Origin of the sequence: Roseinatronobacter ekhonensis (assembly GCF_900499075.1) — a bacterium.
In the GTDB taxonomy this organism is placed as follows: Bacteria; Pseudomonadota; Alphaproteobacteria; order Rhodobacterales; family Rhodobacteraceae; genus Roseinatronobacter; species Roseinatronobacter ekhonensis.
Genome location: NZ_UIHC01000005.1, coordinates 93,591 through 114,274, shown reverse-complemented (window position 1 = coordinate 114,274; position 20,684 = coordinate 93,591). Strand labels below are relative to the sequence as shown.

The window sequence follows — 20,684 nt, the reverse complement described above, 5'->3', positions numbered from 1 at the left end:
GTCATGACGCTGCGCTGCCGCCCACGGTCAGCCCGCCGATCATCAGCGTCGGCTGACCCACGCCCACAGGCACCCATTGCCCGGCTTTGCCACAAGTGCCGATACCGGGGTCAAGTTGCAGGTCGTTGCCCACCCCGCGGATTTTCGTCAACGCGGTCGCGCCATCGCCGATCAGCGTGGCGCCCTTGATGGGTGCGCCGACTTGGCCATCCTGCACGCGGTAGGCTTCGGTGCAGGAAAACACGAACTTGCCGTTGGTGATGTCTACCTGACCGCCGCCGAAACCCACGGCATAGATGCCGTCTTTCAGCCCCGCCAGAATATCCGCCGGGTCGTTGTCACCCGCCTGCATATAGGTGTTGGTCATGCGCGGCATGGGCGCGTGTTCATAGCTTTCGCGCCGCCCGTTTCCGGTGGGGGCCACGCCCATCAGGCGGGCGTTCTGGCGGTCCTGCATGTAGCCGACCAGCTTGCCATCCTCTATCAGCACATTGCGGGCCGATGGCGTGCCTTCGTCGTCAATGGTCAGCGACCCACGCCGGTCGGGCAGGGTGCCGTCATCCAGCACGGTCACGCCCTTTGCCGCAATCTGCTGGCCCATAAGCCCGGCAAAGGCGGAACTGCCCTTGCGGTTGAAATCACCTTCCAGCCCGTGGCCAATAGCTTCGTGCAGCAGGATGCCGGGCCAGCCGGGGCCCAGCACCACATCCATCACGCCCGCAGGCGCGGGGTCGGCCCGCAGGTTCACAAGCGCGATGCGCAGGGCTTCACGCGCGACGGGTTGCCAATGGCCGCGTGCGATCAGGGCCGACAGTTCCGACCGGCCACCGCCGCCCATACCGCCCGATTCGCGCCGCCCGTCCTGTTCCACTATGACCGATATACTCAGCCGCGCCATGGGCCGCGCATCGCGAAGGCGGGTGCCCTCGGGGCGCATGATCTCAATTTCCTGACGTGTCGCCGCCAGCGCGACAGAAACCTGCACCACACGCGGGTCAGCCGCGCGCAGGAAATCGTCGATCTCGCGCAGCAGGTCGATCTTGGCGGCAAACGCCACTTCTGACACGGGGTCAATGTCGCGATACAGCCGTTGGTTGGTGGCTTGCGGTGCATCCGCCAGCGTGCCGCCGCCCGCACCCACGGCAAGACGCGCGGTCTGTGCAGCGCGACGCAAGGATTCGATCGTCATGTGGGTGGAATGGGCATAGCCAGCTACCTCGCCGCGCACGGCGCGCAGGCCAAAGCCTTCGGCAGCGTTGTAGCTGGCCGATTTTACCCGCCCGTCATCGAAGCTGACCGATTCGGATACGCGCCGTTCCAGAAACAGCTCGCCATCATCAGCCCCGGCTGTCGCGGCGCGCAATTCGGCAAGCGCCTGCCCTTCGTCCATGAAACTGTCGAAGGGGCGAAAATCTGTTTGGGTCATCGGGGCCTCTGGCTTGGGGTATTTGATTTGCTGCGATGCGGCGCAGCCGGTCTGTGCTGTCTTTGATATAGATCAACAAATGGCAATGTGTCGCATCGGTTTTGCTTGTTCTAAGACATGTAATATGGTTTTAGAGTTCAAAAGCTCAACGGAATTCCATGGCATACATCGAATTGTGTGACCATGCCGGACAGAACGCGGCTCAAGGCCGCATAAAAACGGGAACCGACCATGCGCCTTCTTTCCGCCATGACCACTGCGGCCGTCTCTGCCGCTTGCGCCCTGTCTGCCACAATGGCGTTCGCCGACGACCAGCTTCCGGAATTGCCGGTGCGCGGTGCGCCGGTTCCGGGCGGTATTGCGCTGCAAACGCCAGCATCTTCGGTTGCGTCCGGAGTGGTGTTTCTGGACAACCTGCTTCTCTGGATCATCGTGCCGATCACGATTTTCGTGACTGCGCTGCTGATCTGGGTGATCGTGTTCCACAATCGGCGTGCCAACCCTACACCGTCGAAGTTCACCCACAACTCCCCGCTGGAAGTGGCATGGACGGCCATCCCCGCGCTGATCCTGCTGGTGATTGCATTCTTCAGCTTCCCGGCGCTCCGCTACGAGCAGACCATGCCAGAGGCGGACGTCACCCTGAAAACCACAGGCTACCAGTGGTATTGGGGTTATGAGTATGTCGATCATGGTGTCGAATTCTCCAGCTTCATGCTGAACCGCGAAGAACTGGAAGAATACGGTTATACTCAAGACGAATACCTGCTGGCAACCGACACCGCCGTGGTGCTGCCTGTCGGCAAGGACATTGTTGTTCAGGTGACTGCCGCCGACGTGATCCATTCTTGGGCCATGCCTGCCTTCGGTGTGAAGCAGGATGGTGTGCCGGGCCGTCTGGCAGAGCTATGGTTCAATATTGATCAAGAGGGCATATATTTCGGTCAGTGCTCTGAATTGTGCGGAATCAATCACGCCTACATGCCGATCACTGTGAAAGCGGTGAGCGAGGAAGAATATGTCGCATGGCTGGAACGCCAGGGCGCGCAGTTCGCCGAAGGGTCGTGGGAGGCAGACGTGCAGGCGCGCGTCCAGCTTGCCGCTGCCGAATAAAGACCGCCCACCGAACCGGATAGCCGCATGACCGATATTCGCGCAGATTTCACGCAGGCCGGCCCCGCAGATGCGGAGTTCGGTGACTATGTCGCGCTGCTGAAGCCGCGTGTCATGACGTTGGTGGTCTTCACCGCCCTCAGCGGTCTGCTTGTCGCGCCCGGCGGGCTTCACCCGGTCGAGGGGTTGGCGGCGATCATCTTCATTGCGCTCGGCGGCGGGGCGTCCGGCGCGCTGAACATGTGGTGGGATGCCGATATCGACGCGGTGATGAAGCGCACGGCCAAACGCCCTATTCCGGCAGGCAAGGTCACACAGGGAGAGGCGTTGGCGATTGGCGTAACGCTCTCGGCGATCTCGGTCATCATGCTGTGGCTGGCGACGAATGCACTGGCGGGCGCTTTGCTGGCCTTTACGATATTTTTCTACGTCGTGATCTATTCGATGTGGTTAAAACGCGCGACGCCGCAGAACATTGTCATCGGGGGCGCCGCAGGGGCATTCCCGCCGATGATCGGTTGGGCCGCCGTGACCGGCAGTATCAGCATCGAGGCTTGCCTGATGTTCCTGCTGGTCTTCATGTGGACGCCACCGCATTTCTGGGCGCTGGCGCTGTTCATGAAGTCGGATTACCACGAGGCCAAGGTGCCGATGCTGACAGTGACCCATGGTCGCCGCGCAACCCGCACACATATTCTGCTGTATACTATCGCCCTGCTGCCGGTCGCACTCGCGACGGGGCTGACCAGCATTGGCGGGCCGGTCTACATGGCTGCAGCGTTGTGGTTCAGCCTTGGGTTTCTGCATGGTGCATGGGCTATCTGGCGCCGCGACGAGGTGCAGGCCGAAGCCGATAGCTACGCAACCGAAAAGCGCGTTTTCCGGTTCTCGCTGTCCTACCTGTTCGTATTGTTCGGCGCGCTGATTGCAGAAGCCGCGTTGCGCAACCTGCCAGCCTACGCCGATTTTGCCGCTCGCTTTAACCTGATGGAGATGTTCTAATGGCAATCGCCCGCGAACACCCGCTGCACAAGCGCCGCTCCGGCCGCAATATCGGGCTGGCGCTGGTGTTGCTGGCCTTTATCGCATTGGTCTTTGGTCTGACGATCGCCAAAGTGTCGGGCGGCGGCTCTATCGAGGCGTTCGACCACACATACCGGCCAATGCTTGATCCCGACACTCTGATCCCGGCGGAGGAGTGATGGCGCTGTTGGCAAACATGACCGGAAAGCAAAAGACGCTGGTGCAAACGCTGGGCGTTGTGGTTTTCATGGCGGGCTTGGGTTGGGCCTCTGTCCCGCTATACGACCTGTTTTGCCGTGTGACAGGCTATGGCGGCACGACCAACACGGCCAGTGCCGCGGGCGATGTCATTCTGGATCAAACCATGCGCGTGCGGTTCGATGCGTCTGTCGAGCGCGATTTTCCGTGGTCCTTCGAGCCGGTGGAACGCACAATGGACGTTCGGATCGGTGAAACCGGTCTGGCGTTCTACGAGGTGCATAACCCGACTGACCGGCCCATCGCGGGCACCGCGAGCTATAATGTGACACCCTATGATGCAGGCAGCTTTTTCACAAAGATCGACTGTTTCTGTTTCGAATTGCAGGTGCTGCAACCCGGCGAAACCGTCCTGATGCCCGTCACCTATTTCGTCGATCCAGAGATTGTCGATGACCGCGATGCCAAGGTTGTCCATACGATCACCCTGTCCTACACATTTCACGCAACCGACATCCCAGAGGATTACACCCCTCCGGCAGAGGTCGTGACCAACTAAGCCAAGCTGACACAAGATCAGACCAACCCGAGGGAACTGCTGACAATGGCCCACGCGAAAAACCACGATTACCACGTTCTGCCCCCGTCCATCTGGCCCTTTGTGGGTGCGCTGTCCGGGTTTATCATGCTGTTTGGCGCAGTTATGTGGATGCATGACAACGGCCCGTGGCTGTTCTTGATGGGGCTGGCCGGTGTTCTGTATGTGATGTTCGAATGGTGGAAAGACGTGATCGTCGAAAGCCATGCGGGAGATCACACCCCGGTCGTGACAATCGGGCTGCGCTACGGGTTCATCCTGTTCATCATGTCAGAGATCATGTTCTTTGCCGCGTGGTTCTGGAGCTTCTTCAAGCACGCCATGTATCCGATGTATGAGTATGTCGGCACTGAATACGTGCAGCCCTATATCTACGCGGTCAACGCATTCGAACTGCCGCTGATCAACACGCTGGTGCTGCTGTTGTCGGGCTGCGCAGTAACTTGGGCACACCATGAACTTGTGCATGGCGGCACCCGCAAGAATGTCGAACTGGGCCTGCTTCTGGGTGTTGTGCTGGGCATCGCCTTTACCGGGCTTCAGGCGTATGAGTATGCCTATCTGGTAAACCACCGCGACTACACGTTCGCGGGCGATGTCTTCTTTGCCAATTTCTTCATGGCAACCGGATTTCACGGCTTTCACGTCATAATCGGCACGATCTTTTTGGCGATCTGCTGGTTCAGGGTGCGCGCGGGCCACTTTACCGCCGAACGCCATGTCGGGTTCGAGGCCGCGGCGTGGTATTGGCACTTCGTCGACGTGGTCTGGCTGTTCCTGTTCTTCGCGGTATATATCTGGGGCATGTAACACCTTATAACCTGACCTGTCGGAAAGCGCGGGCCTGCGGGCGCGCGCTTTTCCATTGCATGATACTGGAGCACCCGTGACCCGCCGCATGATCCTGCCCGCCCTGTTCGGTCTGATCGGGACCGCAATCCTGATCGCTTTGGGTGTCTGGCAACTGGATCGCGCCGGTCAAAAAGCCGCTCTCGTGGCCGATATGGAGGCGCGCCTTGTTGGCGCGCCGACAGCCCTGCCTGAAAGCCCGACGCCTTTGGCCGATAATTACCGCCCCGTTCGGGCCGAAGGGGCGTTCCTGCCCGCGCAAACCTTTGTGTTGTCGGCGGTGAAAGGGCAGGGGCCGGGCTTTCGCGTGATCGGCGCGTTCCAGACAGACAGCGGGCGCCGCATCCTTGTGGATCGCGGGTTTCTGCCGCAGGCACAGCGCCCCGACCTGCCCGCGCCGACAACCGCGCCGCAAGTCCTGATCGGTAACCTGCAGTGGCCCGAGGATTCCGACAGCTTCACCCCCGAATATGACGCCGCGCGCGATCTGTTCTTTGCGCGTGATGTCGGCCCGCTGGCGACGCATCTTGGAACCGACGCTGTCATGCTGGTTTTGCGCGCCAGCAATCCGCCCCACCCGCAGATACAGCCCATGCCGGTCGATGGCGTCTCCATTCCCGACAACCACATGGGCTATGCCGTGCAATGGTTTCTGATGGCAGTTGTTTGGGCGGGGATGACACTCTTCTTTCTGTGGCGTATCAGGACCAAACGCGACTGAGGATCGGGGCTGACATGCAGTATATTTCCACCCGTGGCACCGCACCGGTGCTTGACTTTGAGGCGACCATGCTGACCGGGCTGGCCCGCGATGGCGGGCTATACCTGCCCGATCATGTGCCGCCGATGAAAATGTCGGAAATCGCCAGCCTTGCGGGCCTCAGCTACGAGGAACAGGCGTATCTTGTCATGCGTCCCTTTATCGGCAGCGCCTTTACGGATGAAGAATTCCGCGAGATCATTGCGCGTGCTTATGCGGGTTTCGGCCATCCGGCGCGCGCGCCGATGAAGCAACTTGCGCCCAATCATTTCCTGCTGGAACTGTTCCACGGCCCGACCTTGGCGTTCAAGGATTTCGCGATGCAACTGATCGGGCAGTTGTTTCAGGCCGCCCTTAAACGGTCGGGCGACCGCGTGACCATCGTAGGCGCCACATCGGGCGACACGGGGTCGGCAGCCATCGAGGCGTTTCGCGGGCTGGAGAATGTCGATGTGTTCATCCTCTATCCGCATGGGCGCGTGTCCGAAGTGCAGCGCCGCCAGATGACCACCCCGACCGAAAGCAATGTCCATGCGATTGCGGTCGACGGCGATTTCGACACCTGTCAGGCGCTGGTCAAGGACATGTTCAACGATTTCGAATTCCGCGACGAAGTTGGGCTTGCAGGCGTCAACAGCATCAACTGGGCGCGGGTGCTGGCGCAAGTGGTCTATTACTTCTCTGCCGCCGTCACGCTTGGCGCGCCGCACCGCCCTGTCAGCTTTACGGTGCCGACCGGCAATTTTGGCGACATTTTCGCAGGCTATATCGCCCGCTCCATGGGGCTGCCCATTGAAAAGCTGGTAGTTGCCACGAACCAGAACGACATCCTGCACCGCGCGCTCGCAACGGGCGGCTACGTCACCGATGGGGTCAAGCCGTCCATCAGCCCGTCGATGGATATTCAGGTCAGTTCCAATTTCGAGCGCGCGCTGTTCGACGCCTACGGGCGCGACGGTGCCGCCGTGGCGCAGCTGATGGATGAATTGAAATCGGGCGGTGGCTTCCAGATCAGCCAAGGCGCGCTGCAGTACCTGCGCGAAACTTTCGCATCGGGCCGCGCGTCCGAGGAAGAAACGGCGGCCACCATCACCCGTACCGTGGGCGCGACGGCCGAAGTTCTCTGCCCGCATTCCGCCGTGGGCGTGCATGTAGCCGAAGCGAATCTGTCGGCCACGCCCATGGTCACGCTGGCAACTGCTCATCCCGCCAAGTTCCCCGACGCGGTCGAGGCGGCCACCGGCACCCGCCCGGCGCTGCCAGAGCGTATGGCCGACCTGTTCGAGCGACCCGAACGCGTCACCCGCCTGCCCAATGATCTATCCGCCATCGAATCCCACATCCGCGAGAACCGCACCGTATGACCATTCAGACCACGACCCTGCCCAACGGCTTCCGTATTGTCACCGAATATATGCCGACGCTGGAATCCGCCGCTGTCGGGCTATGGGTTGAAGCGGGTGCGCGCCATGAACGTGCAGAGCAGAACGGCATCGCCCATTTCCTGGAACATATGGCCTTCAAGGGCACCGCGCGCCGCAATGCGCTGCAAATTGCCGAGGAAATCGAGGATGTGGGCGGCTACATCAACGCCTATACGTCGCGAGAGATGACGGCGTTCTATGCCCGCGTGCTGCGCGCCGATGTCGCGCTGGCGCTGGATGTGCTGGCCGATATCGTGCTGAACCCTGCCTTTGACGCGCGCGAGATCGAGGTGGAACGCGGCGTCATCCTGCAAGAGATCGGGCAGGCGCTGGACACGCCGGACGACATTATTTTCGACTGGCTGCAAGAGGTCGCCTTTCCCGGCCAGCCAATCGGGCGGCCTATTCTGGGGCCAAGCGCGACGGTTCAGGGTTTTGGCGCGGAGGACTTGCGCGGCTTTGTCGCCAGCCATTACGGGCCGGGGCAGATGATTCTGTCTGCGGCTGGCGCGGTCGATCATGACGTGCTGGTGCGTTTGGCCGAACCATTGTTCGGCCATCTGCCCGCCAAACCCGCACAGGTCGCGGCACCCGCGCGCTTTCAGCAGGGCGAACGGCGCGAGCTTCGCACGCTGGAGCAGGCGCATTTCACATTCGCACTGGAAGCGCCCGCCTACCGACATGCCGATTTCTACACCTCGCAGGTGTTTTCAGGCGCGCTTGGCGGGTCGATGTCCTCTCGCCTGTTCCAGCGGCTGCGCGAGGAGCGTGGTCTGTGTTACACGGTATTCGCACAATCGGGGGCTTATGCCGACACAGGCATGATCACGATCTACGCAGGCACCGGCGGCGAACAGGTCGCTGATCTGGCGCTTTTGACGATGGACGAGATCAAGCGCGCCGCCGACGACATGACCGATGCAGAAGTGGCCCGCGCGCGTGCCCAGATGAAAGCGGGGTTGCTGATGGGGCTGGAAAGCCCGTCAGCGCGCGCTGAACGGCTTGCCAAATTGCTGTCGATCTGGGGGCGTGTGCCGGACCTGTCGGAAACCATTGCCAAGATAGACGCGGTCGATGTGGCGGCAGTGCGCGACCACGCGGCGGAACTTGTCGTGGGTAGCAAAGGGGCGATGGCGCTTTACGGCCCTGTCTCTGACGCGCCGAGCCTTGCTGACCTGCAAGCGCGGCTGGCGGCGTGATGCTGGGGCGGCGCGCGAAGCTGCAACTGGAGAGTGCGCGCCTTGTCCTGCGTTTGCCGCAACACACTGACTTCCGCCCATGGTCGGATTTGCGCCGCGCGTCCGCCGGGTTCCTGACGCCGTGGGAGCCGACATGGTCCGACGACCACTTGTCGCGCCGCGCGTTTTTGAACCGGGTGAACTGGGCGGCGCGCTGTCACCGGCTGGACACGGCTTTGCCGTTGTTCATTTTCCGGCGCGAGGATGCCCAGCTTGTAGGCGCGATAACGCTGGACAATATCCGGCGTGGCCCGGCGCAGGCCGGCACTTTGGGCTATTGGGTCGGCGCGCCCTATGCGCGGCAAGGTTACATGCGAGAGGCGATAGAGGCTGTTGTGCATCATGCCTTTACCGCCATGGGACTGTCGCGGGTAGAGGCTGCGTGCTTGCCCGAGAATGTCGCGTCGCGCGGGGTGTTGGAGCGTGCGGGGTTCAAATACGAGGGCGTGGCGCAAAGCTATTTGCAGATAAACGGGCGCTGGCGGACCCATGTGCTATACGCCAATCTGCGCAATGACCGGCGCGGACGCACCGATGCTGGGATGTAGTTCTCCCGCGCGCGGGCCGCGCCCACCCACCCACGGGGCCGCGCGCCATGCGCGGCCCCTTGCGCGCCCCGCGCGCGGGACTAGCTTGAACCACATGACATGTTCCCAACTGAACGCATGTGACGCGGGTTTTGTCGCCCGGCTGGATGCCGAGTTGCCGAGAGGCACTCTGCGTCCCGTCGCTGCGGGCTATCTGTCAGAGCCGCGGGGACGCTGGCAGGGTGTGGCGGGCGGGGTCGCCCTGCCGCGCAACGTCGATGAGGTGGCGAAGATTGTTCGCGCCTGCCATGCTGCCTGCGTGGGCATTGTGCCCTATGGCGGCGGCACCGGCCTTGTTGGCGGGCAGATTGCCCCGGACGGGCCCGCGCCGCTGTTGTTGTCGCTGGAGCGGATGCAGTCGATCCGCGCCAGCTACCCGTCAGAGAACGTGCTGATCGCCGAGGCGGGCGCTATCCTGGCCGACGTGCAGGCTGCCGCTGAAAACGAAGACCGGTTGTTTCCCCTGTCGCTGGCATCCGAAGGATCGGCCCGGATCGGGGGGCTTCTTGCAACAAATGCCGGCGGCGTCAATGTGCTGCGCTACGGCAATGCGCGCGACCTTGTGCTGGGCCTGGAGGCCGTGCTGCCCGATGGCCAGATCTGGCACGGGCTGAAGCGGTTGCGCAAGGACAACACGGGCTATGACTTGCGTCATTTGCTGCTCGGGTCCGAAGGCACTTTGGGCGTGATTACAGCGGCCAGTTTGAGGCTGTTCCCGCGAAACCACGCCGAAGGGGCCGCTTTGCTGGTCGTGGACAGCCCAAGCGCTGCACTGGAGCTGTTGGCTTTGGCGCAGGCGAAGCTGTCGGGAATGATTTCGGCGTTCGAGTTGATCGGTGGGATGGGACTGGCGTTTCTGGCAGAGACAATGCCGCAGGTCCGCCAGCCTTTCCCCCAGCCACCCGCATGGATGGTGCTTCTGGATTTGGGCGTGCCCGACGGGATTGATCTGCCGCCGCTGCTGGAGAGTGTTTTGACCGACGCGATGACGCGCGGGTTGATCACGGACGGTCTGATCGCGCAGAACGCCGCGCAGCGTGCCGAGTTCTGGGAGATCCGCGAATCCATTCCGGAGGCCAATCGCCATATCGGGTCGGTGTCGAGCCATGACATTTCGCTGCCCTTGTCGGACGTGCCTGCCTTTATTGAGCGCGCAGGGCCAGAGCTGGCGCGGATCGGTGCGTTCCGCATCAATTGCTTCGGGCATCTGGGTGACGGAAACCTGCACTACAACGTGTTTCCCATGCCCGGACGGTCGCGCGCTGACCATGAGCACCAGCGCGATGCGATCAAGACCTGCGTGCATGATCTGGTCGATGCCATGGGCGGGTCTGTCAGTGCAGAACACGGGATCGGCCGCCTGAAAACTGGAGATCTGGAGCGCTACGGCGACCCGACAAAGCTGGCCGCGATGCGCGCGATCAAGGCAGCTCTTGACCCGGTGGGCATTATGAACCCCGGCGCTATCCTACGCCGTGTTTAACCCTAGGGGGTACTAGGCGGGCAGTAGAAAATGCAACGCGAACAAAACGCCTGCACCGCCGAAGATGGTCAATGTGGCGTTGCGTGTCCACAGGCTGATGGCAATGGTCGCGACCGCCGCGCCGATACGCACCATGTCGAATTGACCGCCGGTCGCGGTGGGAAACAGGATCATCGGGGTAATCATTCCAGGCATGACCGCCACAGCGGTATAGCGCAGGTGGCGCAGCAGCCATTCAGGCAAATCACGGCTGCCGATAATGCCCAGAAACGACAGACGCAACAAGAAAGACCCTGCGCCCAAACAGATGATCACAAGCCAGATCTGCGCGTCTGACAGTGTCATTGCTTGACCCTCCGCTTGCTTATCTGGCGCTCAACCTCGGCGCCCGTAACCATCGCCAGAAGGGCGGCCAATAGCAGGCCAAGATTGAAGGGCACAAAGGAGAAGGCCAAAACGCCGATGATCGACACAAGCGCAGCTGCCACATGCGCGGCGGACCGCAGCATGGGCACGATCAGCGCCAGAAAGGTGATTGGCACGGCAAAGTCTATCGGCAGGGTTGGTGGGATCACATCGCCCAGCACCGCGCCGCCATAGGTGGCGATATACCATGTCGGACAAACCGGGGTGATGACGCCCATGTAATAAGCAAGCTTCTGGCGCGGTGTCATCTCGGGGCTGTCATCGTATTTCAGGATAGATGCGGCATAGGCCTGATCCACCATGAAATAGGACACGACCGCGCGCTCCCACCACGAAATCTGCCCCAGATGGGGCGCAAGGCTGGCCGAATACATCGCCATGCGCAGGTTGACCGCCAGCGAGGTCGCGAGCACGATCAGAACCGGCGCGTTCTCGACCATAAGCTGGACGGCCACGAATTGCGCCGCGCCTGCGATCACTAGGATAGAAAATCCCATGGTCTGGCTGACATTCAGCCCCGCCTCTGTTGCGACCACGCCGAACACCACGCCAAAAGGTATGATAACCAGCAAAAACGGAAAGCCGGCCCAAAAGCCAAGCCAGAAATCACGCGGGAATGTCATGGGGCCGCCTTTGCGCCGCAGCGCGGTCGTGAACATATGTAAGGTGTTTAGCCCGCGGCAAAGACGAATTCAAGTCAGCGTGAAAACACACCGTTGACCCGCCCTAAAAGCATGAAGGCCCGTGCCGAGCGCGTGTCCGACAATGCCGCGATCTGGGCGTCATCCGCTGTGGGTTCGAACGCGGATAAGACCTTGTCGAATTCGCGCAGGAACAAATGTGCAGCGGCGCGGAATTCGGGGTCTGACCGCATTCGGCCCGAACTGAGCGCAAGGCAGGATCGGTCGCGGATGCCCCCCAAGGGTGCCACCAGCGCGCCGCGCGTGCCTTGGGCAAAGGCGCGCCAGAAATCGGGACGCGCGCGGTCGGGGCGCAGATCATCCATATAGATGCCTTCCTGTGCAAGCCGGGTCAGCACATCTTGCGCAGCCTTGATCAGCGGCGCCACGCGCGCATCCGCCAACGCGCGCCGCAGCGCGGTAAAGCCGTCGGTGTCGTTTTCATCCTCGGGGAAGTGCAGCGCGCGGATCAGCGTGGCAGGGTCCAGCGCATCGCTTGGCGCGGTCTCGAACCCTGCAAGGGCCAACAATGCCTGAGGGTCTTGTTGGCCCGGTTGCAGGCTGCGCCCTTCGCGCGCCCGCTGCGAGAAGAACATGGTCAGGCGGGTTTCTGTTTGTTCGGCCTGCGCGCTGAGTTGCTCGATCTTCTGCGCGGCAATCGGCGGCAGATCGCTCTCTGGCTGGTTGCGTTGCAACATGCTCCGGCGCAATTCGTCAATGCTGCCCTGTAGCTGTCCGGCTTCCGAGCGGATCTCTGACATGGCATTGGCCAAGAGCAACACCATGGAAATCAGTACCGCTGGCAGGAACAAGCCCACCGCAAGCATGGCCAGCGTCACCTTGTCCATTGCCGCGAAATCGGCCAGCAGAAAGAACACGGCCCCTGCCAAAAGCCAAACCGCCAGCGCAAGGGCGCGCACCACGCCGCGATCCATCAACCGCGACGGCGCGCGGGCGGGACGGTTCACGACAGGGGGCGGTGTCTGGGCCATGGGTCAGATATACTGGATTTCGAGTATCTCGTAACTGCGGTTCCCACCCGGCGTGCGAACCTGAACGCTATCGCCCTCGTCCTTGCCGATCAACGCGCGCGCGAGCGGCGATTTCAGGTTCAGCAACCCTTTTTCAAGATCGGCCTCTGCCTCGCCGACAAGCTGGTAGGTGCGTTCCTCGTCGGTCTCTTCATCCACCAGTTTTACGGTCGCGCCGAACTTCACGCTGCCCGACAGCTTGGCCGGGTCGATGACATCGGCCCGCGACAGAATGGATTCCAGCTCCTTGATGCGGCCTTCGATGAAGCTCTGTTTTTCACGCGCTGCATGATACTCGGCATTTTCCGACAGGTCGCCATGCTCGCGCGCTTCCGAAATGGACCGGATCACGGCGGGGCGCTCGACAGATTTCAGGCGTTTCAATTCTGCGTCCAGCATCTGCTGACCGGTGCGGGTCAGGGGCAGTTTTTCCATTTGTCGTCCCCACTCTATATATAAAGACAGCCCGCGGCTGGGGCCGGGGCTATCTGGTTACTCCACCTGTATCTGAGCGCAGCGGCGACACAAATGCAAGCGCAATGCGAATATCGCGTTTCAGATACATATTGTCGCGATCAGGCGGTTGTTCGTGCTGCAACGCCGCGTAAGCATTGACCATGCCGCCGGACCTGCGCTAGGGCTGTGCGACAGAATATGTCGCGCAGGCATCAATGCGCGCAATTATCAGGAGCAAACATGTCCGCCACTGACCGCGAAGCCATGGAATATGATGTCGTCATCGTTGGCGCTGGCCCGGCTGGGCTGTCTGCCGCGATCCGGTTGAAGCAGCTTGACCCCGATATGGGCGTTGTCGTGCTGGAAAAGGGCTCTGAGGTCGGTGCGCATATCCTGTCGGGCGCCGTTCTGGACCCGTCGGGCTTGGATGCCTTGATCCCCGATTGGAAAGACCGCGGCGCGCCGATCACCGTACCGGTCCGTAAGGACAATTTCTATATGCTGGGCGAAGGTGGACAAATCCGCGTGCCGAACTGGCCGATGCCGCCTTTGATGAACAACCATGGCAACTACATCGTGTCGATGGCCAATGTCTGCCGCTGGATGGCCGAACAGGCCGAAGAACTGGGGGTAGAGATTTTCCCCGGCATGTCGTGCTCTGAAGTGGTCTATGGCGAGGACGGGCAGGTCAAAGGCGTGGTCGCGGGCGAGTTCGGCAAGAACCCCGATGGCACCCCGGGCGACGGGTATGAACCGGGAATGGAGCTGCATGGCAAATATGTCTTCCTATCGGAAGGGGTGCGCGGATCGCTCTCGAAAGAGGTGATCGCGCGCTACAGCCTGTCCGACGACAAAGAGCCGCAGAAATACGGCCTTGGCATGAAAGAAATCTGGGAGGTTGACCCGGAAAAGCACTGTGAAGGCACCGTCACCCACACAATGGGTTGGCCTTTGGGCAGCAACGCTGGCGGCGGCAGCTTCATCTACCACATTGACAACAATCAGGTTTATGTCGGATTTGTGGTCCACCTGAACTACGAAAACCCCTATCTGTCGCCCTATCAGGAATTCCAGCGCTTCAAGCACCACCCGATGGTGGCCGAGTTGCTGAAAGGCGGCAAACGCGTGTCTTATGGCGCGCGTGCGATTTCCGAAGGGGGCTATCAGTCCATTCCGAAAGTGGTGTTTCCGGGCGGGGCGCTTTTGGGGTGCTCGGCGGGGTTGGTGAACGTGCCGCGCATCAAGGGCAACCATAACGCAATGCTCTCGGGCAAGGCCGCCGCAGAGGCCGCGTATCAGGCCATCAGCGCTGACCGCGCAGGCGACGAGCTGACCGACTATGAACACGAACTGCGCAACGGTCCAGTAGGGCAGGACCTGAAAAAAGTGCGCAATGTCAAACCGATGTGGTCGAAATGGGGGCTTTTGCCCTCGCTCACTTTCGGGGGGCTGGACATGTGGACCAATACGCTCGGATTCTCGTTTTTCGGCACGATCGGGCATGGCAAATCCGATGCCGACGCGACCGGCGAGGCCGCCAAGCACAAGCCGATCGACTACCCAAAACCCGATGGCAAACTGTCCTTCGACCGGCTGACCAATGTGGCGTATTCCTTTACCAACCACGAAGAAAGCCAGCCTGCTCACCTGACGCTGGTGGACCCTACCGTGCCGATCAAGGTGAACCTGCCGAAATACGCCGAGCCCGCGCAACGCTACTGCCCGGCAGGCGTCTACGAGGTTGTCGAGGAAGAGGGCAGCGATCCGCGCTTTGTCATCAACTTCCAGAACTGCGTGCATTGCAAGACATGTGACATCAAGGATCCCAGCCAGAACATCAACTGGGTCACGCCGCAGGGCGGGGACGGGCCCAACTACCCGAATATGTAAATCGCCGGTGTAAACCGATTTTTGATCGGCTTTTGGCCGGCGGGCGATTGCCTGTCAGGGGTCATGGCACTAGGGTCACGGCACCTAACCGGAGTATTCAGAGCGTGCAACCCCCCATGATGTTCCTCGCCCGTCTTGCCTTGGTTGGCGTGCTGGTTGGTGCTGCCGCGCTGTCCGGCCCTGCCGTCGCGCAGGATCTGTCTTTGCGCGGGACGGCGGGCGCATTCCTGTCGTCGCGGGTTGCGGTCTCCAATGGTGATTTCGCGCAGATGGCCGCCAACCATGACCGGCTGTTGCAGGCCGATCCCGAGAACCCGGGTTTTCTGGAATTGTCCATGCAGGGGCATCTGCTGGCGGGCAATTTCGACCGTGCCGTTGATCGCGCGGCACAGATCATGGCGCGCGGTGACGGAAGCAATGTCGCTGCCCTTGTCATGCAGGCGGACGCGTTCAACCGTGGGGAATATGACGTGGCGCTGGCAGCCTTGGATGACGGCGCGCGCACGGGGCCCCTAACCGACCCAATGGCCCGTGCCTGGGCCGAATTGGGCAAGGGCAGTATGTCGGACGCGCTGGGTGCCTTTGACACTGTCATCGCCCAACGCGAAGAGCTTGCGCCTTTCGCGCTTTACTTCAAGGCACTTGCGCTGGCCTTTGTCGGGGATCTGGAACGCGCCGAAGCGCTCTTGACCGGCGAGGCCGAAGGCCCGATCGGGCTAAGCCGCCGGGGCGTTATCGCGCATATCTCTATCTTGTCGCAACTTGGCCGGATGCAGGACGCGCTTGAGTTGACCGACGCGATGTTCGGCGTAAACCCCGATGAGGATGTCGCCTATCTGCGCGCCGCATTACAAGAGGGGCGCGCGATCCCGTTTGAGACCATCACCTCTGCCCGTGACGGGATGGCCGAAACCTATTTCACCCTCGCCTCGGCACTGCCATCCGAGCGTGGGGATTGGTTACCGCTGATCTATGCGCGGCTTACTCTGGCGCTTCGCCCCGAGCATGGCGATGCCATCCTGCTGGCCGGTCAGTTGTTGGAGCGTGCCGAGCAATACGCGTTGGCAGACGCGGTCTATGAGTCTATGGCAGAGGATCATCCACAATATCTGGGCGCGCAACTTGGCAAAGCCAACGCGCTTTCCCGCAGCGGTGATACGGCACAGGCAATCGAAAGCCTACGCGCGTTGACCCGTGCCAAGCCGGACTCGGTTCTGGTCTTCAGCGCGCTTGGCGACATGCTGCGCCGCGAAGAAGACTTCGCAGAGGCAGAAGCGGCCTATGCCACCGCGCTCGACCTGCTCGACACGGTTGAAGAGCGCCATTGGGTGCTGATCTACACCCGCGCGATCACGCTGGAGCGGCTGGACGACTGGGAGCGCGCGGAACCTGAATTCCGCCGAGCACTGGAATTCGTGCCGGAAGAGCCGCAGGTTCTGAACTATCTTGGCTATTCGCTAATCGACAAGGGCCTAAAGCTGGACGAAGCACTCGACATGATCGAACGCGCGGTCGAGGCAGAGCCTGATAGCGGCTATATTGTCGACAGTCTGGGCTGGGCCTTTTACCGCCTTGGCCGCTATGAAGAGGCCGTCCCGGTCATGGAGCGTGCGGTCGAGCTGATGCCGACGGATCCTATTTTGAACGACCATTTGGGCGATGTTTACTGGGCCGTGGGCCGCGAACGCGAAGCCCGGTTTCAGTGGCGCCGCGCGCTGTCTTTTGCCCCGCATCCCGATCTTGATACGGACCTTGTCCGCCGCAAGATCGAGGACGGCAAGAACCCGCCCGACGCGGTGACAAGCACGCAATGACCGATGCAGAGCTGGCACCTGCCAAGGTGAACCTTGCGCTGCATGTGACAGGGCAGCGCAGCGATGGCTATCACCTGCTGGATTCGTTGGTGGTGTTCACGCAAGCGGGCGATATTTTGCGCGGGCAGGAGGTCCAATCGGGCCTGACGCTGCGCGTTGCCGGTCCCGAAGCCGCCGGGCTAGCGGGCGATAATGACAATCTGGTGCTGCGCGCTGCGCATGTCATGCAGGCCGAAGGGCTGGCGCTGGAGTTGGAAAAACACTTGCCGGTTGCCTCTGGCCTTGGCGGCGGATCTTCGGACGCGGCCGCTGCGCTCAGGCTGGTTGCCCGCCTGACGGGTCGGGCGCTGCCCGAAGATGTCTTGTCCCTTGGTGCCGATGTGCCGGTCTGCATGGCGGCTACACCGTGCCGGATGCGCGGGATCGGCGAACGGGTGACGCCCATGCCCGCCTTGCCACACATGGCGATGGTGTTGGTCAACCCGCGTGTCGGGGTGTCCACGCCAACGGTTTTTGCGGCGCTCGCGCGCAAGGATAACCCGCCCCTGCCGGACCCGCTACCCGATTGGGCCGATTTTGCGCAGTTCATCCTTTGGCTGGGCAAGCATCGCAACGATTTGCAAGCGCCCGCTTGCGCGGCAGTTCCGGATATTGCGCAGGTCTTGAGCGCGCTTGACAATGCGGGCGCGGCGCTTGCGCGTATGTCGGGTTCTGGCGCGACCTGTTTCGGGTTATTCCCGGACATGGAGCGTGCCGAACGGGCCGCGCAAACCCTCCGGCGGGTCGAGCCGCAGTGGTGGGTGCAAGCGACCGGCCTTTTGCAAGGCGGTCCCGATGGCACAGCCTGACATGCTGGAGATCGCGTCTGCCGATGCGCTCTGGACGTGGCTGGCCGCGCATCACGCAAGCAGCAAAGGCATCCGGCTGATCACGTGGAAAGCGGCCCATCGCGACAAATATGTGTCGCGCGACGAGGTTCTGGATGCACTTTTGGCGCATGGCTGGATTGATGGTCGTCGATTTGTGGTCGATGATGACCGCACGGCGCAGCTTGTCACCCCACGCAAGCAACAGGCCTGGTCGGAAAGCTACAAGGCGCGCGTTGAACGGCTGCGCGCAGAGGGGCGCATGCACCCGGCAGGGGAAGCGGCGGTTCAGCAAGGCATCGACTCTGGCCTGTGGGATTTCTTTGCAGATGTGGACCGTCTTGTCGTGCCTGAAGATATGGCGTCGGCGCTTGATATGGGCGCTTGGGATGCCTTGCCGAAATCCTACCGGCGCAATGTGCTGCGCTGGATCAAGCTGGCCAAGACGGTTCCGACACGCGAAAAGCGCGTTGCCGCCGCGCTTGATGCGACGGCCAAAGGACGGCGATTGCCGCAGATGTAAGTTCTACCCCTCGAACAGGCGGCCTTGCTGTTCCGGCGTGGGGGCGGGCAGGCCAAGATGCGCCCAGGCCTTGGCCGCCAGCATCCGTCCGCGCGGGGTGCGCGCCAGAAGGCCCTGTTGCAACAGGTAGGGCTCGATCACTTCCTCGATCGCGTCGCGGCTTTCCGACAGTGCGGCGGCGATGGTTTCCACCCCCACCGGCCCGCCGCCGTAATTGTCGGCCAGAAGCGACAGGTAGCGCCGGTCTGCTCCGTCCAGCCCCAATTTGTCCACGCCCAGCCGGGTCAGGGCGTTGTCAGCCAAAGCGCGGGTCAACCGCCCGTCGCCTTCGACCAATGCGAAATCGACCACGCGGCGCAGCAGGCGGCCAGCGATGCGCGGGGTGCCGCGCGCCCGTTTGGCGATTTCGCGCACCCCTTCCTCTTCGGTGGTCACACCCAACAGCCGCGCCCCGCGTTGCACGATCTGGCACAGCTCATCTTCGGTGTAGAATTGCAGGCGTGTCGGAATTCCGAACCGGTCGCGCAGCGGCGTGGTCAGCAGGCCCATCCGCGTCGTGGCCCCGACCAGCGTGAACGGTTGCAATTCAATACGCACGGTGCGCGCGGCAGGCCCTTCGCCGATAACCAGATCCAGCTGGAAATCTTCCAATGCAGGGTAAAGCACCTCTTCCACGACCGGGTTCAGGCGGTGGATTTCGTCGATGAACAGAACATCACGCGCTTCGAGATTGGTCAGGATCGCGGCCAGATCGCCCGCCTTGGCCAGCACCGGGCCGCTGGTCATGCGAAAGCCCACGCCAAGTTCCCGCGCCATGATCTGCGCCAGCGTGGTTTTGCCCAGTCCCGGCGGGCCGTAGAATAACGTGTGGTCCATCGCTTCGCCCCGCATCTTGGCGGACTGGATGAATACACGCAGGTTGGCGCGTGCCTCTTGCTGGCCGACGAATTCGTCCAGGCCTTGGGGCCGCAAGGCGCGGTCCAGGTCGGGGCTGTCGGTTGGCATGTCCTGCCCGCGCAAGGTGGGGTCGGGTGTTGTCATGGCACTACCCTTTCGGGGCCAGCAGGCGCAGCGCGGCACGGATCAGCGCGGGCGTGTCTGCGTCGGGCTGGTCGGTTTGCGCTTCAGCCACCGCGCGGGCGGCATCTGACGGGCCATAGCCCAGATTGCCAAGCGCCGACATCGCTTCGGCCACGGCATTCGTGGGGGTGGCTACAGGGGCCGCCGGGGCCGTGCCGTGGGGCGTCGGCTCAATCACGTCGGCGGCAGAGAGGTTGGCGGCGGGCATGGCGGGGCTGTCCACTGTCATCAGGGCGGGGGCCTTGTCCTTCAGCTCATTGGCGATACGCAGGGCCAGCTTCGGGCCGACACCCGGTGCCTTGCGCAACGCCGCACTATCGCCAAGCGCAATCGCGCGCGACACGCCGTCTGGGCCAAGCGCGCCAAGGATCGCCAAAGACGCTTTCGCCCCAACCCCCTGAACAGAGGTCAGTACGCGGTGCCATTCCTTTTCCAGAAGTGTGGGGAAGCCGAAAAGCTGCATCAGGTCTTCGCGCACGACCATATCTGTGTAAAGCGCGACCGCTTCGCCCCGGCCCGGCAATGCCATCAGGGTCCGGTCAGAGACATAGACGATATAGCCGACCCCGCGCACGTCGATCAGAACGTGATCCCCGCCGCGCATATCGACCACGCCGGACAGCTTGCCAATCATCCCACCACCTTTGCCGCACGTTGCGCGGTCTGGCTGTGGAACGCGTGGCAAATGGCAATGGCCAAAGCATCGGCGGCATCCGGCCCCGCGATCTGCACGCCGGGCAGTTGCATGCGCACCATGTGGTCCACCTGTTCCTTGGCGGCCTTGCCCACGCCGACGACGGCCTTTTTGACCGCGTTGGGCGCGTATTCACCGACCACCAGCCCGGCTTGGGCGGGCACCAGAAGCGCAATGCCCCGTGCGCTGCCCAACTTTAGCGTGGCGACCGCATCCTTGTTCACAAAGGTCTGTTCCACCGCCGCGGTATGCGGCGCAAAACGCGCCAGTACATCGGTCAGTTGCCGGTGCAATTCCAGCAGGCGCGTGGCCAGATCGGCGGTCGCGGTGGAATGGCATATGCCGTTGCCAATATGGCGCATGCGCACCCCGTCCACGTCGATCACGCCCCAGCCAAGGTTGCGCAAGCCTGGGTCTATGCCGATCACGCGCATCATGTTTGGGGCCTGCCTGTTTGCTGTTTTGGCATGGTTAGCACGAAAAGCGAACATCTGCCAAGTGGCTAGCCGCGCACCGCCCCGTCAA

The 20,684-nt window shown here is 62.1% G+C and carries 22 protein-coding genes; 14 read left to right on the top strand and 8 right to left on the bottom strand.

The window, feature by feature from the left end:
* Position 1 precedes the first annotated feature (1 nt).
* Entirely contained in the window at positions 2 to 1,426 is a 1,425-nt protein-coding gene (gene tldD / locus ROE7235_RS04010) for a metalloprotease TldD (RefSeq protein WP_121093371.1), read from the bottom strand.
* 231 nt (positions 1,427 to 1,657) lie between these two features.
* On the opposite strand from tldD, the gene coxB reads away from it, so the two are divergent.
* From coxB to ROE7235_RS03960, 10 genes are all read left to right on the top strand, one after another.
* The gene (gene coxB / locus ROE7235_RS04005) at positions 1,658 to 2,539 is read left to right on the top strand and encodes a cytochrome c oxidase subunit II (RefSeq protein WP_370743421.1); all 882 of its coding nucleotides are present in this window, start codon (positions 1,658 to 1,660) and stop codon (positions 2,537 to 2,539) included.
* 27 nt (positions 2,540 to 2,566) lie between these two features.
* Entirely contained in the window at positions 2,567 to 3,541 is a 975-nt protein-coding gene (gene cyoE / locus ROE7235_RS04000) for a heme o synthase (RefSeq protein ID WP_121093370.1), read from the top strand.
* Positions 3,541 to 3,741 carry a cytochrome c oxidase system small membrane protein gene (locus ROE7235_RS03995; protein ID WP_121093369.1) on the top strand — a complete coding sequence of 67 codons (201 nt, stop codon included), beginning with the start codon at positions 3,541 to 3,543 and terminating at the stop codon, positions 3,739 to 3,741. The genes cyoE and ROE7235_RS03995 overlap by 1 nt, the downstream gene beginning before the upstream one ends.
* On the top strand, positions 3,741 to 4,319 hold the full coding sequence (locus tag ROE7235_RS03990; protein WP_121093368.1) for a cytochrome c oxidase assembly protein: 579 nt from the start codon (positions 3,741 to 3,743) through the stop codon (positions 4,317 to 4,319). Before ROE7235_RS03995 ends, ROE7235_RS03990 begins: the two co-directional genes overlap by 1 nt.
* Positions 4,320 to 4,364: 45 nt before the next feature.
* A complete protein-coding gene (locus ROE7235_RS03985; protein ID WP_121093367.1) occupies positions 4,365 to 5,168 on the top strand; it encodes a cytochrome c oxidase subunit 3 in 804 nt (267 codons plus the stop codon).
* 76 nt (positions 5,169 to 5,244) lie between these two features.
* Positions 5,245 to 5,928: an SURF1 family protein gene (locus ROE7235_RS03980; RefSeq protein WP_121093366.1), complete on the top strand. Its 684-nt coding sequence runs from the start codon at positions 5,245 to 5,247 to the stop codon at positions 5,926 to 5,928.
* A 14-nt stretch (positions 5,929 to 5,942) separates the two neighbouring features.
* Positions 5,943 to 7,331 (top strand): threonine synthase, encoded by a 1,389-nt coding sequence (gene thrC / locus ROE7235_RS03975; protein WP_121093365.1) that lies wholly within the window; start codon positions 5,943 to 5,945, stop codon positions 7,329 to 7,331.
* The gene (locus ROE7235_RS03970) at positions 7,328 to 8,590 is read left to right on the top strand and encodes a M16 family metallopeptidase (protein ID WP_121093364.1); all 1,263 of its coding nucleotides are present in this window, start codon (positions 7,328 to 7,330) and stop codon (positions 8,588 to 8,590) included. The genes thrC and ROE7235_RS03970 overlap by 4 nt, the downstream gene beginning before the upstream one ends.
* Positions 8,590 to 9,177, top strand: coding sequence for a GNAT family N-acetyltransferase (locus ROE7235_RS03965; RefSeq protein WP_121093363.1), 588 nt, complete (start codon positions 8,590 to 8,592; stop codon positions 9,175 to 9,177). Before ROE7235_RS03970 ends, ROE7235_RS03965 begins: the two co-directional genes overlap by 1 nt.
* A gap of 94 nt (positions 9,178 to 9,271) precedes the next feature.
* A complete protein-coding gene (locus ROE7235_RS03960; RefSeq protein WP_121093362.1) occupies positions 9,272 to 10,699 on the top strand; it encodes an FAD-binding oxidoreductase in 1,428 nt (475 codons plus the stop codon).
* 12 nt (positions 10,700 to 10,711) lie between these two features.
* Here the strand turns inward: ROE7235_RS03960 and ROE7235_RS03955 are convergent, their stop codons facing one another.
* From ROE7235_RS03955 to greA, 4 genes are all read right to left on the bottom strand, one after another.
* Positions 10,712 to 11,044 carry an AzlD domain-containing protein gene (locus tag ROE7235_RS03955; protein WP_121093361.1) on the bottom strand — a complete coding sequence of 111 codons (333 nt, stop codon included), beginning with the start codon at positions 11,042 to 11,044 and terminating at the stop codon, positions 10,712 to 10,714.
* On the bottom strand, positions 11,041 to 11,748 hold the full coding sequence (locus tag ROE7235_RS03950; RefSeq protein WP_121093419.1) for an AzlC family ABC transporter permease: 708 nt from the start codon (positions 11,746 to 11,748) through the stop codon (positions 11,041 to 11,043). Before ROE7235_RS03950 ends, ROE7235_RS03955 begins: the two co-directional genes overlap by 4 nt.
* Positions 11,749 to 11,822: 74 nt before the next feature.
* A complete protein-coding gene (locus ROE7235_RS03945; protein WP_121093360.1) occupies positions 11,823 to 12,797 on the bottom strand; it encodes a hypothetical protein in 975 nt (324 codons plus the stop codon).
* Between the two features lie 3 nt (positions 12,798 to 12,800).
* Positions 12,801 to 13,271, bottom strand: coding sequence for a transcription elongation factor GreA (gene greA / locus ROE7235_RS03940; RefSeq protein WP_121093359.1), 471 nt, complete (start codon positions 13,269 to 13,271; stop codon positions 12,801 to 12,803).
* A gap of 261 nt (positions 13,272 to 13,532) precedes the next feature.
* Between greA and ROE7235_RS03935 the strand changes: the two genes are divergently transcribed.
* The 4 genes from ROE7235_RS03935 to ROE7235_RS03920 all read left to right on the top strand — a co-directional run bounded on the left by ROE7235_RS03935 (position 13,533) and on the right by ROE7235_RS03920 (position 18,385).
* Positions 13,533 to 15,182, top strand: coding sequence for an electron transfer flavoprotein-ubiquinone oxidoreductase (locus ROE7235_RS03935; protein ID WP_121093358.1), 1,650 nt, complete (start codon positions 13,533 to 13,535; stop codon positions 15,180 to 15,182).
* 116 nt (positions 15,183 to 15,298) lie between these two features.
* Complete coding sequence (locus tag ROE7235_RS03930) at positions 15,299 to 16,996, top strand: tetratricopeptide repeat protein (RefSeq protein ID WP_121093357.1); 1,698 nt, start codon at positions 15,299 to 15,301, stop codon at positions 16,994 to 16,996.
* Positions 16,993 to 17,844, top strand: a complete 852-nt coding sequence (locus ROE7235_RS03925; RefSeq protein ID WP_121093356.1) for a 4-(cytidine 5'-diphospho)-2-C-methyl-D-erythritol kinase — start codon at positions 16,993 to 16,995, stop codon at positions 17,842 to 17,844. The genes ROE7235_RS03930 and ROE7235_RS03925 overlap by 4 nt, the downstream gene beginning before the upstream one ends.
* Positions 17,831 to 18,385: a YdeI/OmpD-associated family protein gene (locus tag ROE7235_RS03920; protein WP_121093355.1), complete on the top strand. Its 555-nt coding sequence runs from the start codon at positions 17,831 to 17,833 to the stop codon at positions 18,383 to 18,385. The genes ROE7235_RS03925 and ROE7235_RS03920 overlap by 14 nt, the downstream gene beginning before the upstream one ends.
* Positions 18,386 to 18,388: 3 nt before the next feature.
* Here the strand turns inward: ROE7235_RS03920 and ruvB are convergent, their stop codons facing one another.
* The 3 genes from ruvB to ruvC are packed head-to-tail and all read right to left on the bottom strand — an operon-like array spanning position 18,389 to position 20,593.
* The gene (gene ruvB, locus ROE7235_RS03915) at positions 18,389 to 19,426 is read right to left on the bottom strand and encodes a Holliday junction branch migration DNA helicase RuvB (RefSeq protein ID WP_121093354.1); all 1,038 of its coding nucleotides are present in this window, start codon (positions 19,424 to 19,426) and stop codon (positions 18,389 to 18,391) included.
* Between the two features lie 4 nt (positions 19,427 to 19,430).
* Entirely contained in the window at positions 19,431 to 20,099 is a 669-nt protein-coding gene (ruvA, locus tag ROE7235_RS03910; protein ID WP_121093353.1) for a Holliday junction branch migration protein RuvA, read from the bottom strand.
* A complete protein-coding gene (gene ruvC, locus ROE7235_RS03905; RefSeq protein WP_121093418.1) occupies positions 20,096 to 20,593 on the bottom strand; it encodes a crossover junction endodeoxyribonuclease RuvC in 498 nt (165 codons plus the stop codon). Before ruvC ends, ruvA begins: the two co-directional genes overlap by 4 nt.
* Positions 20,594 to 20,684 lie beyond the last annotated feature (91 nt).

What these genes read in the sequence shown, in the direction of transcription:
- cyoE (WP_121093370.1), top strand. Translation starts at nt 2,567, where the DNA reads ATGACCGATATTCGCGCAGATTTCACGCAGGCCGGCCCCGCAGATGCG.
- ROE7235_RS03965 (WP_121093363.1), top strand. Translation starts at nt 8,590, where the DNA reads ATGCTGGGGCGGCGCGCGAAGCTGCAACTGGAGAGTGCGCGCCTTGTC.
- ROE7235_RS03930 (WP_121093357.1), top strand. Translation starts at nt 15,299, where the DNA reads ATGATGTTCCTCGCCCGTCTTGCCTTGGTTGGCGTGCTGGTTGGTGCT.
- ROE7235_RS03945 (WP_121093360.1), bottom strand. Translation starts at nt 12,797, where the DNA reads ATGGCCCAGACACCGCCCCCTGTCGTGAACCGTCCCGCCCGCGCGCCG.
- ROE7235_RS03985 (WP_121093367.1), top strand. Translation starts at nt 4,365, where the DNA reads ATGGCCCACGCGAAAAACCACGATTACCACGTTCTGCCCCCGTCCATC.
- ROE7235_RS03920 (WP_121093355.1), top strand. Translation starts at nt 17,831, where the DNA reads ATGGCACAGCCTGACATGCTGGAGATCGCGTCTGCCGATGCGCTCTGG.
- ruvA (WP_121093353.1), bottom strand. Translation starts at nt 20,099, where the DNA reads ATGATTGGCAAGCTGTCCGGCGTGGTCGATATGCGCGGCGGGGATCAC.
- ROE7235_RS03990 (WP_121093368.1), top strand. Translation starts at nt 3,741, where the DNA reads ATGGCGCTGTTGGCAAACATGACCGGAAAGCAAAAGACGCTGGTGCAA.
- coxB (WP_370743421.1), top strand. Translation starts at nt 1,658, where the DNA reads ATGCGCCTTCTTTCCGCCATGACCACTGCGGCCGTCTCTGCCGCTTGC.
- ruvC (WP_121093418.1), bottom strand. Translation starts at nt 20,593, where the DNA reads ATGCGCGTGATCGGCATAGACCCAGGCTTGCGCAACCTTGGCTGGGGC.
- ROE7235_RS03970 (WP_121093364.1), top strand. Translation starts at nt 7,328, where the DNA reads ATGACCATTCAGACCACGACCCTGCCCAACGGCTTCCGTATTGTCACC.
- ROE7235_RS03950 (WP_121093419.1), bottom strand. Translation starts at nt 11,748, where the DNA reads ATGACATTCCCGCGTGATTTCTGGCTTGGCTTTTGGGCCGGCTTTCCG.
- tldD (WP_121093371.1), bottom strand. Translation starts at nt 1,426, where the DNA reads ATGACCCAAACAGATTTTCGCCCCTTCGACAGTTTCATGGACGAAGGG.
- ROE7235_RS03960 (WP_121093362.1), top strand. Translation starts at nt 9,272, where the DNA reads ATGACATGTTCCCAACTGAACGCATGTGACGCGGGTTTTGTCGCCCGG.
- ruvB (WP_121093354.1), bottom strand. Translation starts at nt 19,426, where the DNA reads ATGACAACACCCGACCCCACCTTGCGCGGGCAGGACATGCCAACCGAC.
- greA (WP_121093359.1), bottom strand. Translation starts at nt 13,271, where the DNA reads ATGGAAAAACTGCCCCTGACCCGCACCGGTCAGCAGATGCTGGACGCA.
- ROE7235_RS03925 (WP_121093356.1), top strand. Translation starts at nt 16,993, where the DNA reads ATGACCGATGCAGAGCTGGCACCTGCCAAGGTGAACCTTGCGCTGCAT.
- ROE7235_RS03935 (WP_121093358.1), top strand. Translation starts at nt 13,533, where the DNA reads ATGTCCGCCACTGACCGCGAAGCCATGGAATATGATGTCGTCATCGTT.
- ROE7235_RS03955 (WP_121093361.1), bottom strand. Translation starts at nt 11,044, where the DNA reads ATGACACTGTCAGACGCGCAGATCTGGCTTGTGATCATCTGTTTGGGC.
- thrC (WP_121093365.1), top strand. Translation starts at nt 5,943, where the DNA reads ATGCAGTATATTTCCACCCGTGGCACCGCACCGGTGCTTGACTTTGAG.
- ROE7235_RS03995 (WP_121093369.1), top strand. Translation starts at nt 3,541, where the DNA reads ATGGCAATCGCCCGCGAACACCCGCTGCACAAGCGCCGCTCCGGCCGC.